Annotated in this window: 15 protein-coding genes and 1 tRNA gene; 8 read left to right on the top strand and 8 right to left on the bottom strand. The window is 74.5% G+C overall.

Annotated features, from left to right (window positions below; translation table 11 throughout):
• Positions 1 to 29: 29 nt before the first annotated feature.
• The 3 genes from AC0VX0_RS07460 to AC0VX0_RS07470 are packed head-to-tail and all read right to left on the bottom strand — an operon-like array spanning position 30 to position 3,309.
• Positions 30 to 1,232 (bottom strand): cysteine desulfurase family protein, encoded by a 1,203-nt coding sequence (locus tag AC0VX0_RS07460; protein ID WP_049147342.1) that lies wholly within the window; start codon positions 1,230 to 1,232, stop codon positions 30 to 32.
• A gap of 36 nt (positions 1,233 to 1,268) precedes the next feature.
• The gene (locus AC0VX0_RS07465) at positions 1,269 to 1,958 is read right to left on the bottom strand and encodes a potassium channel family protein (RefSeq protein WP_036315984.1); all 690 of its coding nucleotides are present in this window, start codon (positions 1,956 to 1,958) and stop codon (positions 1,269 to 1,271) included.
• Positions 1,951 to 3,309: a TrkH family potassium uptake protein gene (locus tag AC0VX0_RS07470; protein ID WP_162833775.1), complete on the bottom strand. Its 1,359-nt coding sequence runs from the start codon at positions 3,307 to 3,309 to the stop codon at positions 1,951 to 1,953. Before AC0VX0_RS07470 ends, AC0VX0_RS07465 begins: the two co-directional genes overlap by 8 nt.
• A gap of 65 nt (positions 3,310 to 3,374) precedes the next feature.
• Here AC0VX0_RS07470 and folP point away from each other — a divergent pair, with 65 nt between their 5' ends.
• From folP to AC0VX0_RS07495, 5 genes are read left to right on the top strand one after another with little or no spacing between them, the layout of a single operon-like run.
• Positions 3,375 to 4,367: a dihydropteroate synthase gene (gene folP, locus AC0VX0_RS07475; protein ID WP_136940065.1), complete on the top strand. Its 993-nt coding sequence runs from the start codon at positions 3,375 to 3,377 to the stop codon at positions 4,365 to 4,367.
• On the top strand, positions 4,364 to 5,155 hold the full coding sequence (locus tag AC0VX0_RS07480; RefSeq protein WP_136940064.1) for a pyrimidine reductase family protein: 792 nt from the start codon (positions 4,364 to 4,366) through the stop codon (positions 5,153 to 5,155). Before folP ends, AC0VX0_RS07480 begins: the two co-directional genes overlap by 4 nt.
• Positions 5,152 to 6,105 (top strand): J domain-containing protein, encoded by a 954-nt coding sequence (locus AC0VX0_RS07485; RefSeq protein ID WP_049147346.1) that lies wholly within the window; start codon positions 5,152 to 5,154, stop codon positions 6,103 to 6,105. Before AC0VX0_RS07480 ends, AC0VX0_RS07485 begins: the two co-directional genes overlap by 4 nt.
• A gap of 40 nt (positions 6,106 to 6,145) precedes the next feature.
• Positions 6,146 to 6,706 (top strand): tRNA (cytidine(34)-2'-O)-methyltransferase, encoded by a 561-nt coding sequence (locus tag AC0VX0_RS07490; protein ID WP_044659766.1) that lies wholly within the window; start codon positions 6,146 to 6,148, stop codon positions 6,704 to 6,706.
• Between the two features lie 7 nt (positions 6,707 to 6,713).
• Positions 6,714 to 8,144 carry an anti-sigma factor gene (locus AC0VX0_RS07495; RefSeq protein ID WP_101966054.1) on the top strand — a complete coding sequence of 477 codons (1,431 nt, stop codon included), beginning with the start codon at positions 6,714 to 6,716 and terminating at the stop codon, positions 8,142 to 8,144.
• 62 nt (positions 8,145 to 8,206) lie between these two features.
• Here AC0VX0_RS07495 and AC0VX0_RS07500 read toward each other — a convergent pair whose 3' ends face one another.
• Both AC0VX0_RS07500 and AC0VX0_RS07505 read right to left on the bottom strand, forming a co-directional pair.
• Positions 8,207 to 8,986 carry a PIG-L deacetylase family protein gene (locus tag AC0VX0_RS07500; protein WP_036314367.1) on the bottom strand — a complete coding sequence of 260 codons (780 nt, stop codon included), beginning with the start codon at positions 8,984 to 8,986 and terminating at the stop codon, positions 8,207 to 8,209.
• Complete coding sequence (locus AC0VX0_RS07505; protein ID WP_051995236.1) at positions 8,983 to 10,263, bottom strand: S1C family serine protease; 1,281 nt, start codon at positions 10,261 to 10,263, stop codon at positions 8,983 to 8,985. Before AC0VX0_RS07505 ends, AC0VX0_RS07500 begins: the two co-directional genes overlap by 4 nt.
• A 254-nt stretch (positions 10,264 to 10,517) precedes the next feature.
• Between AC0VX0_RS07505 and AC0VX0_RS07510 the strand changes: the two genes are divergently transcribed.
• From AC0VX0_RS07510 to AC0VX0_RS07520, 3 genes are all read left to right on the top strand, one after another.
• Complete coding sequence (locus AC0VX0_RS07510) at positions 10,518 to 12,650, top strand: TPM domain-containing protein (RefSeq protein ID WP_101966055.1); 2,133 nt, start codon at positions 10,518 to 10,520, stop codon at positions 12,648 to 12,650.
• 116 nt (positions 12,651 to 12,766) lie between these two features.
• Positions 12,767 to 13,585, top strand: coding sequence for a PspA/IM30 family protein (locus AC0VX0_RS07515; protein WP_002854906.1), 819 nt, complete (start codon positions 12,767 to 12,769; stop codon positions 13,583 to 13,585).
• A gap of 179 nt (positions 13,586 to 13,764) precedes the next feature.
• Positions 13,765 to 15,165, top strand: coding sequence for a sodium/glutamate symporter (locus AC0VX0_RS07520; RefSeq protein ID WP_049147311.1), 1,401 nt, complete (start codon positions 13,765 to 13,767; stop codon positions 15,163 to 15,165).
• A gap of 133 nt (positions 15,166 to 15,298) precedes the next feature.
• On the opposite strand, the gene AC0VX0_RS07525 is transcribed toward AC0VX0_RS07520, so the two are convergent.
• The 3 genes from AC0VX0_RS07525 to AC0VX0_RS07535 all read right to left on the bottom strand — a co-directional run bounded on the left by AC0VX0_RS07525 (position 15,299) and on the right by AC0VX0_RS07535 (position 19,889).
• Positions 15,299 to 15,372 (bottom strand) — tRNA-Met (locus tag AC0VX0_RS07525).
• A gap of 176 nt (positions 15,373 to 15,548) precedes the next feature.
• The gene (locus tag AC0VX0_RS07530) at positions 15,549 to 18,692 is read right to left on the bottom strand and encodes a UPF0182 family membrane protein (RefSeq protein ID WP_475451468.1); all 3,144 of its coding nucleotides are present in this window, start codon (positions 18,690 to 18,692) and stop codon (positions 15,549 to 15,551) included.
• A gap of 126 nt (positions 18,693 to 18,818) precedes the next feature.
• Entirely contained in the window at positions 18,819 to 19,889 is a 1,071-nt protein-coding gene (locus AC0VX0_RS07535; RefSeq protein ID WP_223247460.1) for a YlbL family protein, read from the bottom strand.
• Position 19,890: the final 1 nt, after the last annotated feature.

Raw genomic sequence — 19,890 nt, forward strand, 5'->3', positions numbered from 1 at the left:
CTCTCTCGACGACGGACGGGCGCTCCAGTCTAGACGCCCGGCCCCAGCAGCGTCCGCAGCGCGTCGATGAGCGCGGCCGTCTCGGCCAGCGTCGTCGTCCGGCCGAGGGTGAACCGCTGGGTGGCCCGCGCGTCGGCCTCCGTCCGCCCCGGCAGGGCCGCGACCACGTGCGACGGCTCGGCCACCCCGGCGGTGCACGCCGACCCGGACGAGGTGTCCAGTCCGGCCATGTCGAAGGAGAACAGCAGCGCGTCCGCCGTCCGGCCCGGCACGGTGATGTGGACGTTGCCGGGCAGTCGGCGCGTCCCCGGCGGCAGCGGCTCCCCCGTCGCCGGGTCGAGGTCCCGCGGCCCGGTCAGGCGCACCCCGTCCAGGGCGTCGACGGCGGCGATCACCTCGTCCCGCAGCCCGCCCAGGCGGGCGGCCTCGGCGGGCTGCTCCGCGACGGCCTCCGCCACGGCGGCCGCCAGCGCGGCGGCCAGCGCCACCGACACCGTGCCCGAGCGCAGGCGGCGTTCCTGACCGCCGCCGTGCACCACGGCCTCCAGGGTGACGTCCCGGCGCACGAACAGGGCGCCGACACCCACGGGGGCACCGACCTTGTGCCCCGAGACGGCCAGGGTCGCGGCCCCGGACGCGGCGAAGTCCACGGGCACCGCCCCGAGGGCCTGGACGGCGTCGGTGTGCAACGGGATCCCGTGGTCGGCCGCGAGCCGGGCGGCCTCCGCGACGGGCTGGACCGTGCCGATCTCGTTGTTGGCCCACATCAGCGTGGCCAGGGCGGTCCGCTCGGGCGCGGCCGCCAGCGCGGCCCCCCATGCGGCGAGGTCGACCCGCCCGTCGTCGTCGACCGGGACGAGCACCGGCTCGGCACCCTCGTGCGCAGCGAGCCAGTCCACCACGTCGAGGACCGCGTGGTGCTCGATGCCGGTCAGCACGATCCGGGTGCGCTCCGGCGCGACCGCGCGGCGGGCCCGGTACAGCCCCTGGACGGCGAGGTTGTCCGCCTCGGTGCCCCCGGACGTGAGGATCACCTCGGGGGGGTGCGCCCCGAGCGCCGCGGCGATGCGCTCCCGCGCCTCCTCGAGGTGCAGCTTGGCCCGGCGGCCGGAGGCGTGGAGGGAGGCCGGGTTGCCCGGCAGCGCGGCCGCCTCGGCCAGGGCCGCGAGCGCGGTGGGGCGCACCGTCGTGGTGGCGGCGTGGTCCAGGTGCACGCGGTCCGGGGTGGTCACCCGGCCAGTCTAGGAGCCGCGCCGGATGTGCCCGGATCAGTCCCGGGCGAGGAACCGCTCGACGTCGCGGGTCGGGCCCACCAGGAGGATCGTGTCCTCGGGCTCGAGGACGTAGTGACTCGGCGGGTAGAGCCACGTGCCGCGGCTGCGGACCGCGACCACGCGCATGCCCCGCTCCCCCGCGAGCCCGGTGGCTCGCAGGTCCCTGCCCAGCAGGCGCGACGGCGGCGTGGCCCGGACCATGGCCAGGCCCGGCTCGACCTCGACGAAGTCCTGGAAGGACGTGCTGACCAGGTGCGCCACGCGGCGGCCCATGTCCCGCTCCGGGTGGACCACGTGCTCCACGCCGAGCTGACGCAGGATCTCGCCGTGGCGGTCGTCATTGGCCTTGGCCCAGAGCTGGTGCGTCCCGAACCGCCGCATCAGCGAGACGGTGAGGATCGAGTCCGCGAGGTCGCCGCCGATGGCGACGACGACGTGGTCCATCTCGTGGACCGAGAGCTGGCGCATCGCCTCCTCGTCCGTGCTGTCCGCGCGGACGACGTGGGTCAGCCGGCCGTTGAGCGCCTGGACGGCCTCGGCATCGGCGTCGACCCCCAGCACGTGGCAGTCGGACTCCATGAGCTCGCGGGCGACCCCTGAGCCGAACCGGCCGAGCCCGAGGACGGCCACGGTGGGGCGGTCGCCCCGGCGGGGGGCGAACAGGGAACGGGTGAGATCAGCCAATGAGGGGTCTCTCCTTCGGGTACTCGAAGTGGCGGGTGCGGTCGGTCAGGGCCAGGCTGCCGGCGACGGTGGCGGGGCCGATGCGGCCGACGAACATGAGGAGCATCAGGATGCCCTGCGCGGCCGGCGGCAGCTGGGCGGTGATGCCGGTGGACAGGCCCACCGTGCTGAACGCGGACACGCACTCGAACAGGATCTGGTCGGTCGTGAACGAGGACAGGCCCATGAGCGCCATCGTGGCGACGGCGATCGCGGTCGCGGAGAGCATGATCACGGTGATCGCCTCGCGGTGCGTGGTCCGGGAGAGCCGGCGGCCGAACGCATGGACGGCGCCCTCCCCCCGGATCTCCGCGAGCACGATGAACAGCAGGACGCTCGCCGTCGTGATCTTCACGCCCGAGGCGGTGCCGGCGGGGCCGCCGCCGATGAACATGAGCACGTCGGTGGCGAAGAGCGTCACGGGGTGCATCTGCCCGTAGTCCAGGGTGTTGAAGCCGGCGGTGCGGGTCGTGACGGACTGGAAGAACGCCGCGAGCACGCGCGAGGCCGGGTCCAGACCGCCCAGGGTCCGCGGGTTGGACCACTCGAGGACGAGGTACATGAGCGTGCCGCCCACCAGCAGCACCGCGGTGCCCACGAGCACGAGCCGGACCGTGAGGTTCCACCGCTCGGGTCGGCGCAGGTCTCGCCGCAGGGTCAGCACGACCGGCAGGCCCAGGCCGCCCAAGATGATCGCCGCCGCGATCGGCAGGCAGATGAACGGGTCCGAGACGAAGCCCATGAGGTTGTCGCTGAACAGCGCGAACCCGGCGTTGTTGAATGCGGAGACCGCGTGGAAGACCCCCTGCCACAGTGCCTGGCCCGGGGACATTCCCGCGCCCAGCCAGAAGCGCAGGCTCAGCAGCAGCGCCACCGAGGCCTCGACGGCCGTGGAGTACAGGATCAGGGCCCGCAGCACCCGGGGCAGGTCCCCGATCCCCTCGGCCCGGGTGGAGGCCGCGGCGTCGAGGCGCTGGGTGAGGCCGAGCCGCCGGAGGATCACCAGCCCCAGCAGCGACGTGAACGTCATGACGCCCAGGCCACCGAGCTTGATGAGCGTGAGGATCACGAGCTGACCCAGGGGTGTCCAGAACGTCTGGGTGTCCACGACGCCGAGGCCCGTCACCGTGGTGGCGCTGGTCGCCGTGAACGCGGCCTCCAGCGGGGTGGGCGCGCGGCCCTGATACGAGGCGGGCAGCAGCAGTGCGCCGGTGCCCGTCACGATGGCGACGAGGAAGGACCCGACCACGAGCTGGGTCGGACGGATGCGGGGCCGGCGCGGGCCGACCCGCGGCGACGAGGTAAATGTCACGGGAGGGAAACATAGTCCTTCCGGGGCGCACTGTCACCGTGCGGCGCCGGTGGTTGAATGGCCGGGTGCCGACCCCCTCCGTCCCGCTCGTCCACCCGGTGCACCGGTTCGCCCACCACGAGATCGACTTCCGCCGCCGGATCGTCACGATGGCCGTGGTCAACCGCACCCCGGACTCCTTCTACGACGACGGCGCCGGCGCCGTCCTGGAGGACGCCCTCGCCCAGGCCCACGCCGCGGCGGACGCCGGAGCCGAGTGGGTCGACGTCGGCGGCGTGCCGTTCGCGCCCGGGGCGGAGCTCGACCCGACCGAGGAGGCGGCGCGGGTGGTCCCCCTGATCGCGGCCCTGCGGAGCGGGGACGGGGCCGGGTCGTCCGAGGCATCGCGCCGGCTGATCCTCTCGGCGGACACGTTCCAGCCGGCCGTGGCCGAGGCGGCCCTGGCGGCGGGGGCGGACGTCGTCAACGACACCACGGGACTGTTCCACGCGGACCTGGGCCGGGTGGTGGCCGCCGCGGGCGCGCACCTCGTGGTCACCCACTCCCTCGCCCACGTGCGCGGACCCCGGGCCGTGGTCCCCCGGCCGACCTACGGCGACGTCGTCAGGGAGGTCCGCGACCACCTGCGGCGCACCGTCGACCGGGCCGTGGCGCTCGGCGTCCCCGAGGAGAGGATCATCGTGGACCCCGGCCACGATCTGAACAAGAACACCCGGCACACCCTCGAGATCACGCGGCGGCTGGACGAAATCGCCACCCTGGGGCTGCCCGTGCTGGCCGCGGTCTCGAACAAGGACTTCATCGGCGAGAGCCTGGACCGGCACCGGCACGAGCGCCTGCCCGGCTCGCTGGCCGCGGCCGCGGCCTGCGTGTACGGCGGCGCCCGGATCCTGCGCATGCACGACGCCGACGCCTCCGTCTCGGCGGCCCGCATGCTCGAGTGCGTGTTCGGGTGGCGCGAGCCGGCGCGCCTGGTCCACAACATGGGCGCGGAGAACCCGCCGCCGGACCGCAGCACCCTGGCCGGACACCGCGCCCACCGCGGGGGGCGGGCATGAGACGGCTGACCGAGACCGGCCCCGGCCTGGACGACGACGCCCTCCGCGCCGCCCTCGCGGCCCCGGCGGCCGAGGACACCGGCCCCGGACCCTGGGTCCGCGTCGTGTTCATCGCCTCCGCCGACGGCGCGGCCACCCTGGACGGCCGTGCCGGCGGGCTCGGCTCCCCCGCGGACCAGCGGCTGCTGTCCCTGTCCCGGCACGACGCCGACGTCGTGCTCGTGGGGGCCGGGACCATCCGGGCCGAGGGCTACGAGGGAGCGCTGCTGTCCGAGGAGGACCGGCGTCGACGCGCGGAGGCCGGCGGGCCCGCGGACCCGCCCGTGGCCGTGGTCAGCGGCAGCCTGGACCTGGACCCGGAGTCCGCGTTCTTCACGGCCGCCCCGGTGCGCCCCTGGATCCTCACGTCCCGGGCCGCCCTCGCGGCTGAGCCGGAGCGGGCGACGGCGCTGGCCGCGCGCGCGGACGTGCTGGCGGTCGGCGAGGAGCACGTGGACCCCCAGACCGTGGTGGGGACCCTGCACGCGCGCGGCGCCCGCGTCGTCCACTGCGAGGGCGGACCGCGCCTGTTCGGCAGCCTCGCGGCGGCCGGCCTCGTGGACGAGGTGCTCCTCACCGTGGCGCCGCTGCTGGCCGGACCCGCTCCCGGCCGCGTCCTGACCGGGGAGGACGGCCCCGGCCTCCCGGCCCGGCTGCAGCTGGTCCAGGTGCTCCACGACGACGGCATGCTGTTCCTGCGCCTGCACCACGAGGGGCACGCCTCCCCCGGCCCGGACCCCACGCCGTGAGCGCGGCCGAGGAGCACCGCACCGCCTACGAGGTCCTGGGCGTGCCCCGCGACGCGACGGCCGAGGAGGTCCGGCGGGCCTACCGCCGCGCGGCCCGGGCCGCGCACCCCGACGTCGGCGGCGACCCCGCCGCCTTCCGGGCCGTGACGCGGGCGTGGGACCTGCTCGGCGACGCCGAGGCCCGGCGCCGGTACGACCTCTCGCTGCCCGGCCCGGACGTCGGTCCCCGCAGCCCCCGCGCGACGGCCGGATCAGGGCCGGCGAGACCGTCGGGACGGTCCGGACCCGGCGGACGTGCCGCCCGCCCCGTGCGCTACGAGCCCCCGCCCGGCGAGGCGGAGACGGACCCGACCGTGCTGGACCTGCCGCGATCGAGCCAACGCGTCCACGGGGCGCCGCGGCCGCGCGGCATCCTGCCGGACGAGCACCGGGTGCTGCGGCAGGCCCGCACCCTCGACGTGCTGCTGCGCCACGTGGCGGACGCGCTCCCGGCCGCCCGGGTCCTGACCGGGCTGCGGCTGGGCGGGCGCTGGGGACGGCACCTCGACGTGGACCACGCGGTGCTGTGCGGCCACCGCCTGGCGCTGATCGGCTCCGTCATGGTCCCGGAAGGGACCTACACCTGGGACGGGGCGGACCTGCGCTCCCGGGGCCGCCCCGTGGCCCCGCCGCTGCTCGGCCCCGCGATGATGGCGTGGCAGCAGGCCCTGCCCCAAGTCACCGTCGGCGGATTCGTGCACGTGATGACGGACCGCGACGCGCGGCACGCACCCGTGATCCGCCACACGCGCGGCGCCGACGCGCCGGAGGCGCAGGCCGACCTGCTCACCGCCCCGCCCGCACCCGGGATCGCGTTCGCGCGCGAGGTCGCGCTCTTCCTGGGCACCGGCACGGACCCGGACCTCGTGGACCGGCGCGCGCTCGGCGCGCTGGTCGACCGGCTCCACTGAGGCACGCCCCCGCCCGGCGGCGCCCCACTAGGCTGGGCGCGTGCCCGACTCCCCCACCCCACCCCGACCGAACCCGCACGAGGGCGCCGACCGCGCCCCGGCGCCCGGCACCCCCGGCTTCCGGATCCTGCTGCTCACCCCGGAGATCCCCGGCAACACCGGCAACGCGATCCGGCTCGCCGCCCTCACGGGGGCCGAGCTGCACCTCGTGGAGCCGCTGGGCTTCGGGTTCGAGGACGCCCACCTGCGCCGCGCCGGCCTGGACTACCACGACCTCGCGGTGGTGACGGTGCACCCGGACCTCGACGCTGCGCTCGCGGCCCTCGCCCCCGCCCGTGTGCTGGCCTTCACCGCGCGCGGGTCCGTGCGGCACGACCGGGTCGCCTACCGGCCCGGCGACGTGCTGCTCTTCGGCCGCGAGTCCACCGGCCTGCCCGAGGAGGTGCTGACCGATCCGCGGGTCACCGAGACCGTCTGCCTGCCCATGCAGCCGGCCCGTCGGTCCCTGAACCTGGCGAACGCCGTCTCCATCGCCGTGTACGAGGCCTGGCGCCAGCACGACTTCGCCGGGTCCGCTGCCCGCCCCGATTCCCTAGACTGAGGCCACCATGCAGACTCCTGACGCGTCCGAGCCCCACGCCGACCGCCCCGATGACGCCGGCCAGCCCGCCCTGGACACCCTCCTGCGCCGCAGCGCCGAGGGTGACCGGGCCGCGTTCTCCGCGTTCTACGACGCCACGGTCCCGTGGGTGCACGGCCTGGCCGAAGCGATGTTCGGCCCCGGCGACGACGCCGCCGCGGCCACGGTCCGCACCTACCTGACGGCATGGGAGGAGGCCTCCGAGGCCGGGCTCGACCTGAGCGAGCGTGACGACGCGACCCACCGCGAGCGCCAGGTGTTCACGTGGCTCGAGGTCCTCGCCCACCGTGTGATGACCTCGCTGCGCCGCGCCGGCGGCTCCGCGGCGGAACGTGGGCGTCGTCCCGGCCCGGCCGGGCCCGCGCCGTTGCCCGAGGACCTCGTCGACCGCGTGGCCCCGGACGCCTACGAGGCCGTGCGACTGGCGTGGCTGGGCGGCTGCACCGACCGGGAGGTCGCCGATCGGCTGGGTCTGCCGGCCGACCAGGCCCGCACCCTCCTGCGTGACGGCGTGCGGCAGGTCGTGGCGGCCCGCCGCGACCTCACGCAGGACGCCGCCCGGCCGTCCGCGCCGGCCCCGGCGACCGGCCCGGCACTCGGCGCGGACGTGCGCGAGGACGTGGACGCCGGCCGCGCACTCGAGCTGGCCGACCTCTCGGCCGTGCACGCCCTCGACACGGCCGGGCACACCGCGGCCTTCTCCGCCGTGCAGCGGCGGGGCGGCGAGCTGGCCCGGTGGCGCTCCCGGGTGGACGGTGCGCGCCAGGCGGTGGCCTGGGCGTTCCGGTCCGTGACGGCCGAGCCGCCGTCGGCCCTGCTCGACGAGGTCCTGCGTCGCCTGCCCGCCCAGGACGTGGGCATGGACCTGATCGGCGACGAGTCCGCCCCCGCCGGCCCGCCGCGGGACCGCCTGCGCTGGCTCAAGGTGACCGCCCTCCTGCTGCTCGCGGCCCTCGTGCTCGGCGTCGGCGGGTGGACGGTGTGGAGTCAGTTCACGCGGCCGGGCATCGTGCACCGCATCGACCAGTCGAAGGACCTGTTCACGACCTCGGAGTACCCGGCCCAGGACGGCGGCACGGTCCAGGCGTTCCTGTCCCGGGAGCAGAACAGCGGCTACCTGATGATCAGCGGGATGCCCCAGCTGCCGGAGGGTCAGTCCTACCAGCTGTGGCTCTACCCCTCGGACGGCACGGCCCCGGCCTCGCTCGGCACGTTCGACGCCAACGGCTTCGGCGAGCCCGTGACCTTCCGGGGGCTGGACCGCTTCGCGGCGATGGGCATCTCCGTGGAGCCCAGCTCGGGCTCGGAGGTGCCGACGTCGGAGCCCGTCGTCGGCGTGGACCTCGACCCCACCGCGCAGACCGGCCCGCGCTACGGCGGGCGGCCGAGCAACAACTGAGTCCCCGGAGCAGAAGGGCCGACGACGCGGCGCGTCGTCGGCCCTTCTGCTGTGGGGGCGGTTCAGAACCCGGCGATGGTGCTCGGACCGTTGACCGTGACCAGGTGGAACGCCTCGGCGTGACCCGGCGCGGCGGCCGGGCCGGCGGCGCGCCGGTGATGTTCGGCCATCTGGGCGAGCACGTGCCGCCGCATCGCGTCGACGTCCGGGTGCTGGGAGAGGTGGGCGTCGAGGGCGCGCAGCTTCTGCTCCGCCAGGCCCGTGACGTCCACGACCGTGTTCCGGCGCGCGGCGGGGGCGGCGTACAGCAGCAGGTTCCGGACCTTGAACGCCTCGAGCCCCTCCGCCGCGAGCTCCGGGTACGCGTACGGGTTCTCGGCCGCCGGGTACGCGGCGCGCACCACGGCCTCGCCGCAGGCGAGGTGGTCCGGGTGGGCGGCCTGCATCCGCTCCCAGTCCCGCTCCGGGTGGGTGCTGAGCACCACGTCCGGGCGGACGCGGCGCATCAGCGCCACGAGCTTGCGGCGCACGCCGTGGTCCGGCTCGAGGTGTCCGTCGCGCTCGCCGAGGAAGTGGACCTCGGCGGCACCGACGACGGCGGCGGCCGCGCGCTGTTCGGCGTGCCGGCGGGCGGTCATCGCCTCCGGGCCCTCCGAGTCGAAGCCGCCGGCGTCCCCGTCCGTCACGATGCACAGCTCGATGTGCAGCCCGGCCGCGCGGAAGCCGGCCAGGGTGGCGGCGGCCCCGAAGTCGAGGTCGTCCGGGTGGGCGCCGACGGCCAGGACCCGGCGCCAGCCGTGGTGGGCCGCGAGCGCGGCGGGGGTGGTGAGCGTGGTGGTCACGAGCGGGTGTCCTCCGTGAACGTCACCTCGGTCGTCTGCTCCGCGCCGTCGCGGAGGTAGGTGACGTCCACCGAGTCTCCCACGCGGTGCTCGCGGACGACGGCGGTGAGGGACTCGGAGTCGATCACCGCGCGGTCGCCGACGGCGGTGATCACGTCGCCCTCCTTCAGCCCGGCCGCGTCGGCCGCCGACTCTCCCACGACCTGCTGGACGCGGGCGCCGTCGCTGAACACGGTCCGGGCGTTCTCGCTGCCGCCCTGCACCTCGGCGGGCTCCGGGGTGACGCTCACGCCGAGCATGGCATGCGTGGCCTTGCCGTGGTCGATCAGGTCCTGTGCGACCCGCTGGGCGTAGTCCACGGGGATGGCGAAGCCGACCCCGATGTTGCCCGCCTCGCTCGGGTCCTGGCCGGCCGAGGCGATCGCGACGTTCACGCCCACCAGGCGACCCTCGGCGTCGACGAGCGCGCCTCCGGAGTTGCCGGGGTTGATGGCCGCGTCGGTCTGCAGCACGTTGATGTACACCTCGCCCCGGGTGCCCTGCGGGGTGCCCGGCAGCTGGAAACGGTACTGATCGGTGCCGGAGGACGAGCCGGAGCTCTCGCCCTGCGGCTCGGGCGCCTCGGAGGACGCCACCGCGATGGTCCGGTCCAGGGTGGAGATGATCCCGTCGGTCACGGTGTTCGGCAGGCCCAGGGGGGCGCCGATGGCGACGGCCTCGTCCCCGACCTTCAAATCCCCGGACCGGCCGATCTGGATGGGGGTGAGGTCCGGGGCGTCGATCTTGATGACGGCCAGGTCGGACAGCGGGTCGGTGCCCACGACGGTGGCAGCGTAGACCTCCCCGTCCGAGGTGCGCACCGTCAGCTCGGCGTCGTTGGCCTGGCCGCCGAGGGTGACCACGTGGGTGTTCGTGAGGATGTGCCCCTCCGTGTCCAGGATCGACCCGGAACCGGAACCGGAGGCGGAGCTCGACGTCGCGGAGATGGTCACCACGGAGGGCAGCGCGGTCCTCGCGGCGTTCCCGACGGCGGTGTCCGCCACGGGCTGTCCCCCGGCCTCGGCCGAGGTGTCCGTCGCCTGCGAGGAGGAGGAGCTCGCGGCCTCGGACGCGGCCTCGCCGCCGTCCTCCGCGACCGCGCAACCGGAGAGCCCCACCATGAGCACGGCTGCGGCGAGCAGGCCCGCCCCGGCACGGGCGCGGGACTGGGGCCGGGGACGCGCGACGGTGCGGGCCGTCGGCACGGGGGGCTGGGTGGGGGCGGCGGTCTGGTCCACGGGGTCCTCGCTTCGGGTCGGGCCCCGGGCGGTCGACACAGACGCCCGTCGTCTTGCGGACGCGCGCCCCGGGGCACGTCCACGCTAGCGTGCATGACTGAACGCCGCCTAGAGGCCGAACGTCCGCTCCTCCCACGGTCCCGGCCGCGCCGGATCCCTGGTGCCCGATTCCCACGCCGCCCTACACTCAACCCCAGGATCCGGCGGGTCCGCCCGGTGCGGCGGCTCGCCTCCGCCGTCGAAGGAGACCCCGCATGACCGTGCCCACCCGCCCCGCCGATGTCGGCCGTCTGGCGCGCGCCGTGACCGCCGCGGGTCTGGGAGGCCTGGGCCTCCTGGTGGCGGCACCCGCCTCGCACGCCGTGACGGTGCCGCCGGGCGTGTACGTGGTGGACGAGGCCGGGGTGCTCTCGACCTCCGATGAGCAGCGGCTGACCCAGGAGATCCAGGACCTGCGCCGGGACACCGGGCAGGGGCTGTACGTCGTCTACGTGGATGAGTTCAGCACGGACGCCCAGACGCTGGCCCAGGACGTGGCGCGCCAGCGCGGGCTCGGGACGAACGACTCGGTCCTGGCGATCGCGGTCGAGGACCGCGCCTATGGGCTGGACAGCGGCGGGGACGCGGACCTGCAGAACCAGGTGACGCGCACCTACGTGGGCCCGGAGCTGTCCAAGATCGGCACGGACCCCGGCTCGGCGGAATGGCTCGCGGCGGGCACCGCCGCGGTGCAGGGGCTCGACGACGCCGCCGACGGCACGCTCGACGGCACGGGGGCCAGCGGGGCCGAGTACGATCCGGCCGGTGCCCTGCCGGCCGGCACCGCGGGCGACGGGAGCACGGCCCAGGGCGCCTCCGGCGGCGGGGCCCTGACGGCGGTGCTCGGCGCGGGCGCGGTGGCCGCGGCCGTGGGCGGCGGCGTGCTCGTGGCCCGCAGCCGGAAGCGCACGCAGGGCGGCGCGGTCGAAGGGGGCCGCACCGAGGAGGTCCGCCGCGACCCCCTCGACGAGCTCAGCGTGGAGCAGCTGCGCACCCAGGCCGGCTCGAAGCTCGTGGCCGCGGACGACGCCATCCGCTCCTCGGAGCAGGAGCTGGGCTTCGCCGAGGCGTCCTACGGGGAGAAGTCCGTGGCGACGTTCCGCGAGGACATCGATCGGGCCAAGGAGCACATGCGGGCCTCGTTCCAGCTCCAGCACCAGCTCGACGACGAGATCCCGGACACCGAGGCCGAGCAGCGCGCCTGGCTCAAGGAGATCATCCAGCGCAGCGAGGCCGTGGGTGCGGCCCTCGCGGCGCACAAGAAGGAGTTCGACTCCCTGCGCGACCTCGAGAACCAGGTGCCCGAGGCCCTGGAGCGCGTCGACGCCCGCCTGCCCGAGGCGCGGTCCCGGGTGCAGGAGTCCGAGTCGGCGATCGCCGCGCTGCACGGCCAGTACGCGGAGTCCGCCCTCGCCGAGGTCGCGGACAACGCGGCGCAGGCCCGGGAGCGGCTCGAGTTCGTGGAGACCGCCGTCGCGAAGGCGCGGAGCGCGTGGGACGCCCAGGACCGCTCCACGGCGGCGCTGGCCGTGCGTGCCGCCGAGGAGGCGCTCAGCCAGGTGGACACGCTCACGGAGGCGGTGGGCAAGGCCGAGGGGTCCCTGCGGGCCATGCTGGGCAACCTGCAGACGGGCCTCGCCCAGTCCGAGCAGGACGTCGCCGAGGCCGAGGCGCTCGTGGCCAACGGGTCGAACCCCGAGCTGGCCGGCCCGGTGGCGGGGATGAAGAACGCTGTGAACGCGGTGCGCCGAGCCCTCGCGGCCGGCCGCCCGGACCCCCTGGAGCTGCTGCACCAGCTCGAGGCCGCGCACCGCCAGCTCAACACCCCGCTGGCCGGCGTCCGCGACGCTCGGGAGCAGGCCCGCCAGGCCTCCCAGGTGCTCACCTCCACGATCGCCCAGGCCCAGGCGCAGATCGACGGCACGGCCGACTTCATCGGCGCCCGGCGCGGTGCGGTGGGCTCGGAGGCCCGGACCCGGCTCGCGGAGGCCGACCACACGCTGCGTTCGGCGATCAGCCTCGGCCGCACCGACCCCGTGGCCGCCCTCCAGCAGGCGCAGCGCGCCTCCCAGCTGGCCGAGCGCGCGAGCGAGCTGGCCCGCGCGGACGTCGAGGGCTTCGGCTACGGCCCCGGCATGGTGGGCGGCATGTACGGTGCACGCCCGCGCGCCGGAGTGGGCGGCAGCTTCGGCGGCGGCCTCGGCGGCGCACTGCTCGGCGGCATCCTGATGAACTCGATCCTGAACAGCGGCAGCTGGGGCGGCGGTGGCTTCGGCGGGTTCGACGGCGGCGGCCTCGGCGGCGGCGACTTCGGCGGGTTCGGCGACATCTCCGGCGGCGGCTTCTGACCGCCGCCCCATGAACTCCGGCGCCCCGGGCGCCGGCCCGGCCCGCACGCGCGGGACGGGGTGGACGCAGGCCGACGGTCTGCGCTGACGTGAAAGACCGACGAAAGGCAGACACCATGGTCAAGCAGTCCATCTTCGGCCGCATCAGCACGCTGGCGAAGGCCAACATCAACGCGATGCTGGACAAGGCCGAGGACCCCCAGAAGATGCTGGACCAGATGGTCCGCGACTACACGAACAACATCGCGGAGGCCGAGGCCGCCGTCGCCCAGACGATCGGCAACCTGCGAATGATCGAGGACGACTACCGCGAGGACCAGGACGCGTCCCGCAGCTGGGGCCAGAAGGCGCTGGCCGCCTCCCAGAAGGCCGACGACTTCCGCACCAAGGGTGACACCGCCTCGGCGGACAAGTTCGACAACCTCGCCAAGGTGGCCATCGAGCGCCAGATGGACTTCGAGCGCCAGGCGAAGTCCGCGGAGCCGACCATCGCCTCGCAGCGCGAGATCGTGGAGCGCCTGAAGACCGGTCTGGACCAGATGAAGGTCAAGCGTCAGCAGCTGGTCGCCAAGCGCGACGAGCTGACCGCCCGCGCCAAGTCCGCCCACGCCCAGTCCGCGGTGGCCGACGCCGTGAAGTCGATCGACCTGCTGGACCCGACCTCCGAGGTCTCCCGCTTCGAAGAGAAGGTCCGTCGCGAGGAGGCCCGCGTGCGCGGCCAGCAGGAGATCGCCGCCTCCTCCCTCGACGCCCAGTTCGAGTCCCTCGAGGACCTCGGCGAGAAGACCGAGGTGGAGGCCCGCCTCGCCGCCCTCAAGGCCGGCGGCGCCGGCCAGGCCGCCCTCACCTCGGGCGACGTCGACGCCGATGAGACCCTGACCCTCGACTACGCGGCCGAGGGGACCGCCGAGGAGACCGGCACCGCGCGCGGCTGACCCCGCCCCTCCCCACGGCCCGTCGCCCGGCCCACGCCGGCGCGGCGGGCCGTCCTCGTGCGCCCCGGCCCGGTGCTCCTCCCGGACGCGCCCCGGCCCCCGCGCTCCTTTGGTACTGTCCCGGGGTCCCTCGGCACGCTCCGCGGGACGCCCCCGTCCCCGCACAGAGGAAGAACCCCATGCAAGAGCAGTTCACGGCCTGGTCCGTGCTGGTCGACGCCGGCCTCATCGGCGCGCTCCTGGCCGTGGGCACGCTGGCCCGTGCCGTCATCACGCCCCTCCAGACCCTGATGATCCCGGCCTCCGTCATCGCCGGCATCCTGGGCCTGGTCCTCGGCCCGAACGGCCTGGGCTGGCTGCCGTTCAGCTCCCAGCTGGGCACGTACGGCTCGATCCTGATCGTCATCGTGTTCGTGTGCATCGCGCTCACCGACGACTTCGACGTCCGCAAGATCGGCCGCCCCGTGGGTGCGTTCGCGTCCTACGGCGTGCTGATCTACGCCTCCCAGGTGGCCATCGGCGCCCTCGTCACGCTGGTCCTCCTGCAGCCGCTGTTCGACGCGCCCGACTCGTTCGCCGCCCTGCTGTTCGCCGGCTGGGCGGGCGGCTTCGGCTCCGCGGCCGCCGTGGGCCAGGCATACGCGGCCAACGGTGATGCGACCGTCACCTCGCTGGCCTACACCTCGGCCACCGTCGGCATGATCGTCGGCGTGGTGGGTGGCATCATCCAGGCCAAGATCGGCGCGCAGCGCGGCCACGCGCGGGAGTTCGCGGGCCTGACCTCCATCCCGGAGGAGCTGCGCACCGGGGTGCTGAACCAGGTGGAGGAACGCCCGGTCATCGGCCGGCACACCTTCTCGGCGGCCTCGGTGGAGTCACTGGCCTTCCAGGTCGGCGTCGTCGCGATGATCGCGGCGGCCGCGCACGGCGTGGTCTCCTGGATCACGTCCGTGTGGCCGAGCGTCGTGGGCGAGGACGGACCCCAGCTGATCATCCCCGCGTTCGCGATCGCGTTCCTCCTCGGCCTGATCGCTCGCGTCCTGTTCCAGGCCACGAAGACGGCGAAGTTCCTCGACCCGGGCTCGCTGAACTCGGTGTCCGGCACCGCCACGGACATCCTCATCGTCTGCGGCATCGCCGCGATCGCCCCGACCGTGGTCGTGGACTACTGGCAGCCGCTGCTGCTCCTGTTCGTGATCGGCCTCGCGCTGGCCCTGTTCCTGGGGATCGTCGTGGCGCCGCGCGTCATGACCGACGCGTGGTTCGAGAAGCAGCTGTTCACGTGGGGCTGGGCCACCGGCGCCGTCGCCACGGGCGTGGCCATGCTGCGCATCGTGGACCCGAAGCTGAAGTCCGGGACCATGGAGCAGTTCGGCGTGGCCTACATCCCGGTGGTGCCCGTGGAGATCGCGGCCGTGTCCTTCGTGCCGCTGCTGCTCCTCGCGGGCCTGTCCTGGGCCGTCGTCGGCATCTGGGGCGCCATCGCGGTCATCGCGATCATCGCTGCCGTCTGGCTGCGCCGCACCGACCCGGGCCGCCGCACCCCGGCCCAGCAGGCGGTCCGGGCCTCGAGCCGCTGACGCTCCCGCTCCCCCGCGTTGATCGCCCGAGGGCGGTCGGCTCGCCCGCCGGCACCGTGCCGGCGGGCCGGGGCGACCGGGTCCGGACATGCGAGAAGGCCCCCAGCAGATGCTGGGGGCCTTCTCCTTCTCGTTGCGGGGGCAGGATTTGAACCTGCGACCTCCGGGTTATGAGCCCGGCGAGCTACCGAACTGCTCCACCCCGCGGCGACTTCTAGAACTATACACACCTGTTCCGTCGAGTTCAAATCGGCGTCAGCACCCCGCCACCCGGCGGCCATGCGGCGGCCACCTGCCCCGAGACGACAGCGGCCCCGACCACGCGCGGTGCGTGGCCGGGGCCGTCGTCGACGGTCCGGCGGGCCCGGCCCGCCGGCGCCGACTCAGCCGCTCGGCGTCGGGCTGGGGCTCGACGACGGCGCGGGGCTCGCCTCGGCCGGGGCCTGCTCCTGGGCAGGCGCGTCGCCGCCCAGGGCGTCGTCGGCGGCGGTGGCACGCTTCAGGGCCTCGTTGAGACGCTTCTGCTGCTCGCCGTAGCCGGCCCAGTCGCCCTCGGCCAGACGCTCCTGGCCCTGGGTCAGGGCGTCCTGAGCCTCCTCGAGGGCCGCCGAGAGCTCCTCCTCGACGGTGCCCGGAGCCGTCGGCTCCTCGCCCGGCGCGGGCGCCTCCGCCTGCTTCTCCTCCGGGGTGACCGCGCCCGAGTCCCCGTCGAACACCTGGTCCAGGGCCTCCTGGAGGGTGTCCGCGAAGCCGACCTTGTCGCCGAAGGAGACGAGCACCTTGCGCAGCGTCGGGTAGGTGGTGCCGCCCGAGGAGCGGACGTACACCGGCTGGACGTAGAGGATGCCGCCGGCCACCGGCAGGGTGATCATGTTGCCGTTGAGCACCTCGGACGCGCCCTGGCGCAGCAGGTTCAGCTCCCGCGAGACGTCCGCGTTCGAGTCGAAGTTGGCCTGCGCCTGGCCCGGGCCGGGCACCGTGGTGGACCGCGGCAGCTCGAGCAGTCGGAGCTGCCCGTAGCCCTCGGCCTTCACGCCGTCCTCCCCCGTGCCGGCGTCGCCGGCGGCGGAGAGGAACCCGTAGAGCACGTTGCGCTGCTGGGCACCGTCCGTGATCTGCGGTATGTAGCTGCTGGTGAGGGAGAACGCCGGCTCGTCCTGGCCGGGCATCTGCAGCGTCATGTAGTACGGCGGCTGCTTGACGTCCTCCTCGCGCGTGGGGTCCGACGGCACGGACCACGCGTCGTTGTTCTCGTAGAAGTCGTCCGCGTCGGTCACGTGGTAGCGGCCGAGCAGCTCGCGCTGGACCTTGAACATGTCCTCCGGGTAGCGGACGTGGTCCAGGAGTCCGGCGCTCATCTCCGAGTACGGGCGCAGCGAGGACGGGTAGACGTTCTGCCAGGCCTGCAGCAGCGGATCCTGGTCGTCCCACGCGTAGAGAGACACCGAGCCGTCGTACGCGTCCACCGTCGCCTTCACCGAGTTGCGGATGTAGTTCACCCGGCCCTGGAGCGCCGGGTTCTGGCCCTGGCTCAGGGAGTCCACCGTGACCTCGCCCAGCTGCTGCGCGGTGGAGTACGGGAACTGGTCCGAGGTCGTGTAGGCGTCCACGATCCACTGCACGCGGCCGTCGACGATCGCCGGGTAGGGGGCGGTGTCCACCGTCAGGTAGGGCGCGACCTTGCGGACGCGCTCGGCCGGGTCGCGGTCGTAGAGGATCTGCGAGGCCTCGTTCACGTCCGAGGACAGCACGAGCTCGGGCGAGCCGAACTTCACCGCGTACGCGAGCCGGTTGAACAGGTTGCCCACCGAGGGGCCGCCGTCGCCGGAGAAGGTGTACGCCGTGTCCTCCTGGGAGTCGGCCGTCTGCGGCCGGTCGCGTTCGACGGCCGGCGCGCCCTCGGGCGCACCCACCACCGAGTACGAGGGCGAGTTGAGCCCGAAGTAGATGCGCGGCTCGTAGTCCTGGTCGGAGGCCAGCGGCCCGCGCGTCGGGATCTCGGAGAGCAGCCACTGGGGCCGGCCGCCGGCCGCGACCTCGGAGGCGTCGGCCACGACCATGCCGTAGCCGTGCGTGTAGATGGTGTGGCGGTTCACCCACGACTGCATGTCGTCCACGTTGACGTCACGGGCCGCCAGGATGGTGTCCCGCGTCTGGCCGTCCACCTCGTAGCGGTCCACGTGCAGCGTGGTGGGGAACGAGTAGTACGGACGGAACTGCTGGAGCTGCCCGAAGGTCTGGGAGATCAGGTTCGGGTCCATGAGACGGACGTTGGCCGTGTTGGCCTCCTCGCCCGCCAGGGCCCCGGCCTCGGGGTCCGTGGCGCCCTCATAGTTCGTCACCTCGACGTCGTCCAGGCCGTACGCCTCGCGCGTCATGGCGATGTTCCGCTCGATGTACTGGGATTCGAGCGTGCGCTCGGACGGCTTCACCTGGTACTCCTGCACGATGAAGGGGTACGCCGTGCCCACCACGAGCGCCGTGATGACCAGGACCGCGGTGCCGATCAGCGACAGCCGCCACCGGCCCGAGACCACCGTCCACACGAACAGGCCGGCCACGATCACGGCCGTGACCGCCAGGATCGCCGACGTCGGGATGACCGCGTTCACGTCCGTGTAGAGCGCGCCGGCCCAGTTGCCGGTCTGCGACTGCGTGGTGCGGTAGCGGTTGAGCCAGAAGTTGACGCCCTGCAGCAGCAGGAACACGGCCAGGGTGATGCCGATGTGGGCGCGCGCCGCCGGGGTGATCCGCACGCCGCCGCCCTCCTCCACGCGCACCGCGCCGTACAGGTAGTGCACCAGAAGACCGGTGATGCCGGAGACCAGGACCACCGAGATCAGGTACCCGACCACGAGCGTCAGGAACGGCAGGGTGGCCATGAAGAACATGAGGTCCAGGCCGAACTCCGGGTCCGCCTGGCCGTAGGGCACCTGGTTCAGGAACAGCAGGACCGTGTTCCACCCGTTCATCGCGGTGGAGCCGGCGAACACGCCGAGCACGAGCGGGACACCCAGGAACACCAGGCGCCGGATGGGCTCCAGCTGGCGCTGGGCCTGGCTGAGCGAGTCCCGCGCGGCCGCGGACGCGTCCGCGGGGCGGTGGCGCCAGGCCGTGCGGATCGCCAGCCACACGGCGAGGGCCATCCCGAGCCCGGCGATCAGGAACAGCGCGGCCTTGGCGACGACCTCGGTCCAGAAGACCTCGGTGAAGCCCAGCTGCGAGAACCACAGCACGTCCGTGTAGACGTTCGTGAACACCACGAACAGCCCCACGAGCACGGCCACCGCGATGATGGTCAGCACGAGCGCGCTCGGCCGGCCCGGCCGGCCCCTGCCGCGCGCGGCGGAGGACCCGCCCCCGCCGAACGGGCCACCAGGACCGCGGTCGCCGTCGTCGCCCGGGCCGCGCGGGGCGCCGCCGAAGGGGCCGAACGCCCCGAACGGGCCGGACTGGCCCCCGGCGGTCCCGCCGCCGTCACGGGGCGGGCCGCCGAACGGTCCGCCGCCTCCCTGTCCGAAGCTCACTGCTCTGTCCTCTTCCCTCCCGCGTCCGCGGGGCTCTGCTCCGGTCCGGGGCGCTGCGCCCCGGACATGTCGTCCGGTCTGGTGGTCTGGTGGTCTGGTGGTCTGGTGGTCCTGGTGTGCGTCGGCTCAGCCGCACGTCCGGGCGGCGGCCGGGGTCTCCCCCCGGGCCACCGCCTCGACGATGTCGCGGGCCTGGCCCAGCGTGTCCACGGGGTACACCGTCAGGCCCTCGGGCACACGGCCGGCCAGCTCCTCGCAGTTCGCCGTGGGGGCGAGGAACGTCGTGGCCCCCGCCTCGGCGGCGCCGCGCACCTTCTGCGGGATCCCGCCGATGGGACCCACGACGCCGTCCCCCGTGATCGTGCCCGTTCCCGCGATCGGGGCGCCCCCCGTCATCGCCCCCGGGGTCAGCCGCTCGATCACGGTGAGCGCGAACATCAGACCCGCCGAAGGTCCGCCGATGTCCGGCACGGTCAGCTCGACGTCCACCGGGACGTCGTAGGCGGTCTCGATCAGGGCCCCCATCTGCCACGGCTGGGGCGCGCCCTCGGGGGCGGCCGCCACCGGCACCTCGAGGTCCTGCTCCACGCCGTCGCGGCGGACCGTCAGCGTGACCGGGTCGGGCCCCGCGGCCCCGACGGCGGCGCGCACGGCCTCCAGGTCGGCCACGGGCCGTCCCTCGGCGGCGATCACCTCGTCCCCGGCCCGCAGGACGCCCTCGGCGGGCCCGCCGGGCACGAGCTGCTGCACGACGAGCCGCTGGGGCACCTCGCGTCCGAGCTCGTGCAGGGCCGCGGCGGTCGCGGTCTGCTGGGAGTCCGACATGGCCGCCGAATTGGCCTCGCCGACCTCGTCGGAGGTGACGCCGGTGGGATACATCAGCTCGCGCGGGGCCACGTCCACGGCGGGGTCCGTCAGGCCGCGGCCGAGGTCGAGCAGGGAGGTGGTGCCGATGGGAGGACCCCCGACCATCACGGTGGTCATGTGCAGGGTCCCCTCACCCGGGTCCGCCTCGCCGCCCTCGACGCGCAGCACGGGTCGACCCTCGCGTTCGCCCAGCAGGTCCACGGCGGGGCCGGGGCCCTCGAGGATGTAGGGGGTGGGGGCCAGCAGTGCCAGCCCGGCGCTGCCCAGGGCGAGCCATCCGGAGAAGGGCACGCGGGCGGCGCGGGTGGTCCTCGAGGGCACTGCGCGCACG

The organism is Micrococcus sp. iso_26 (genome assembly GCF_056172975.1).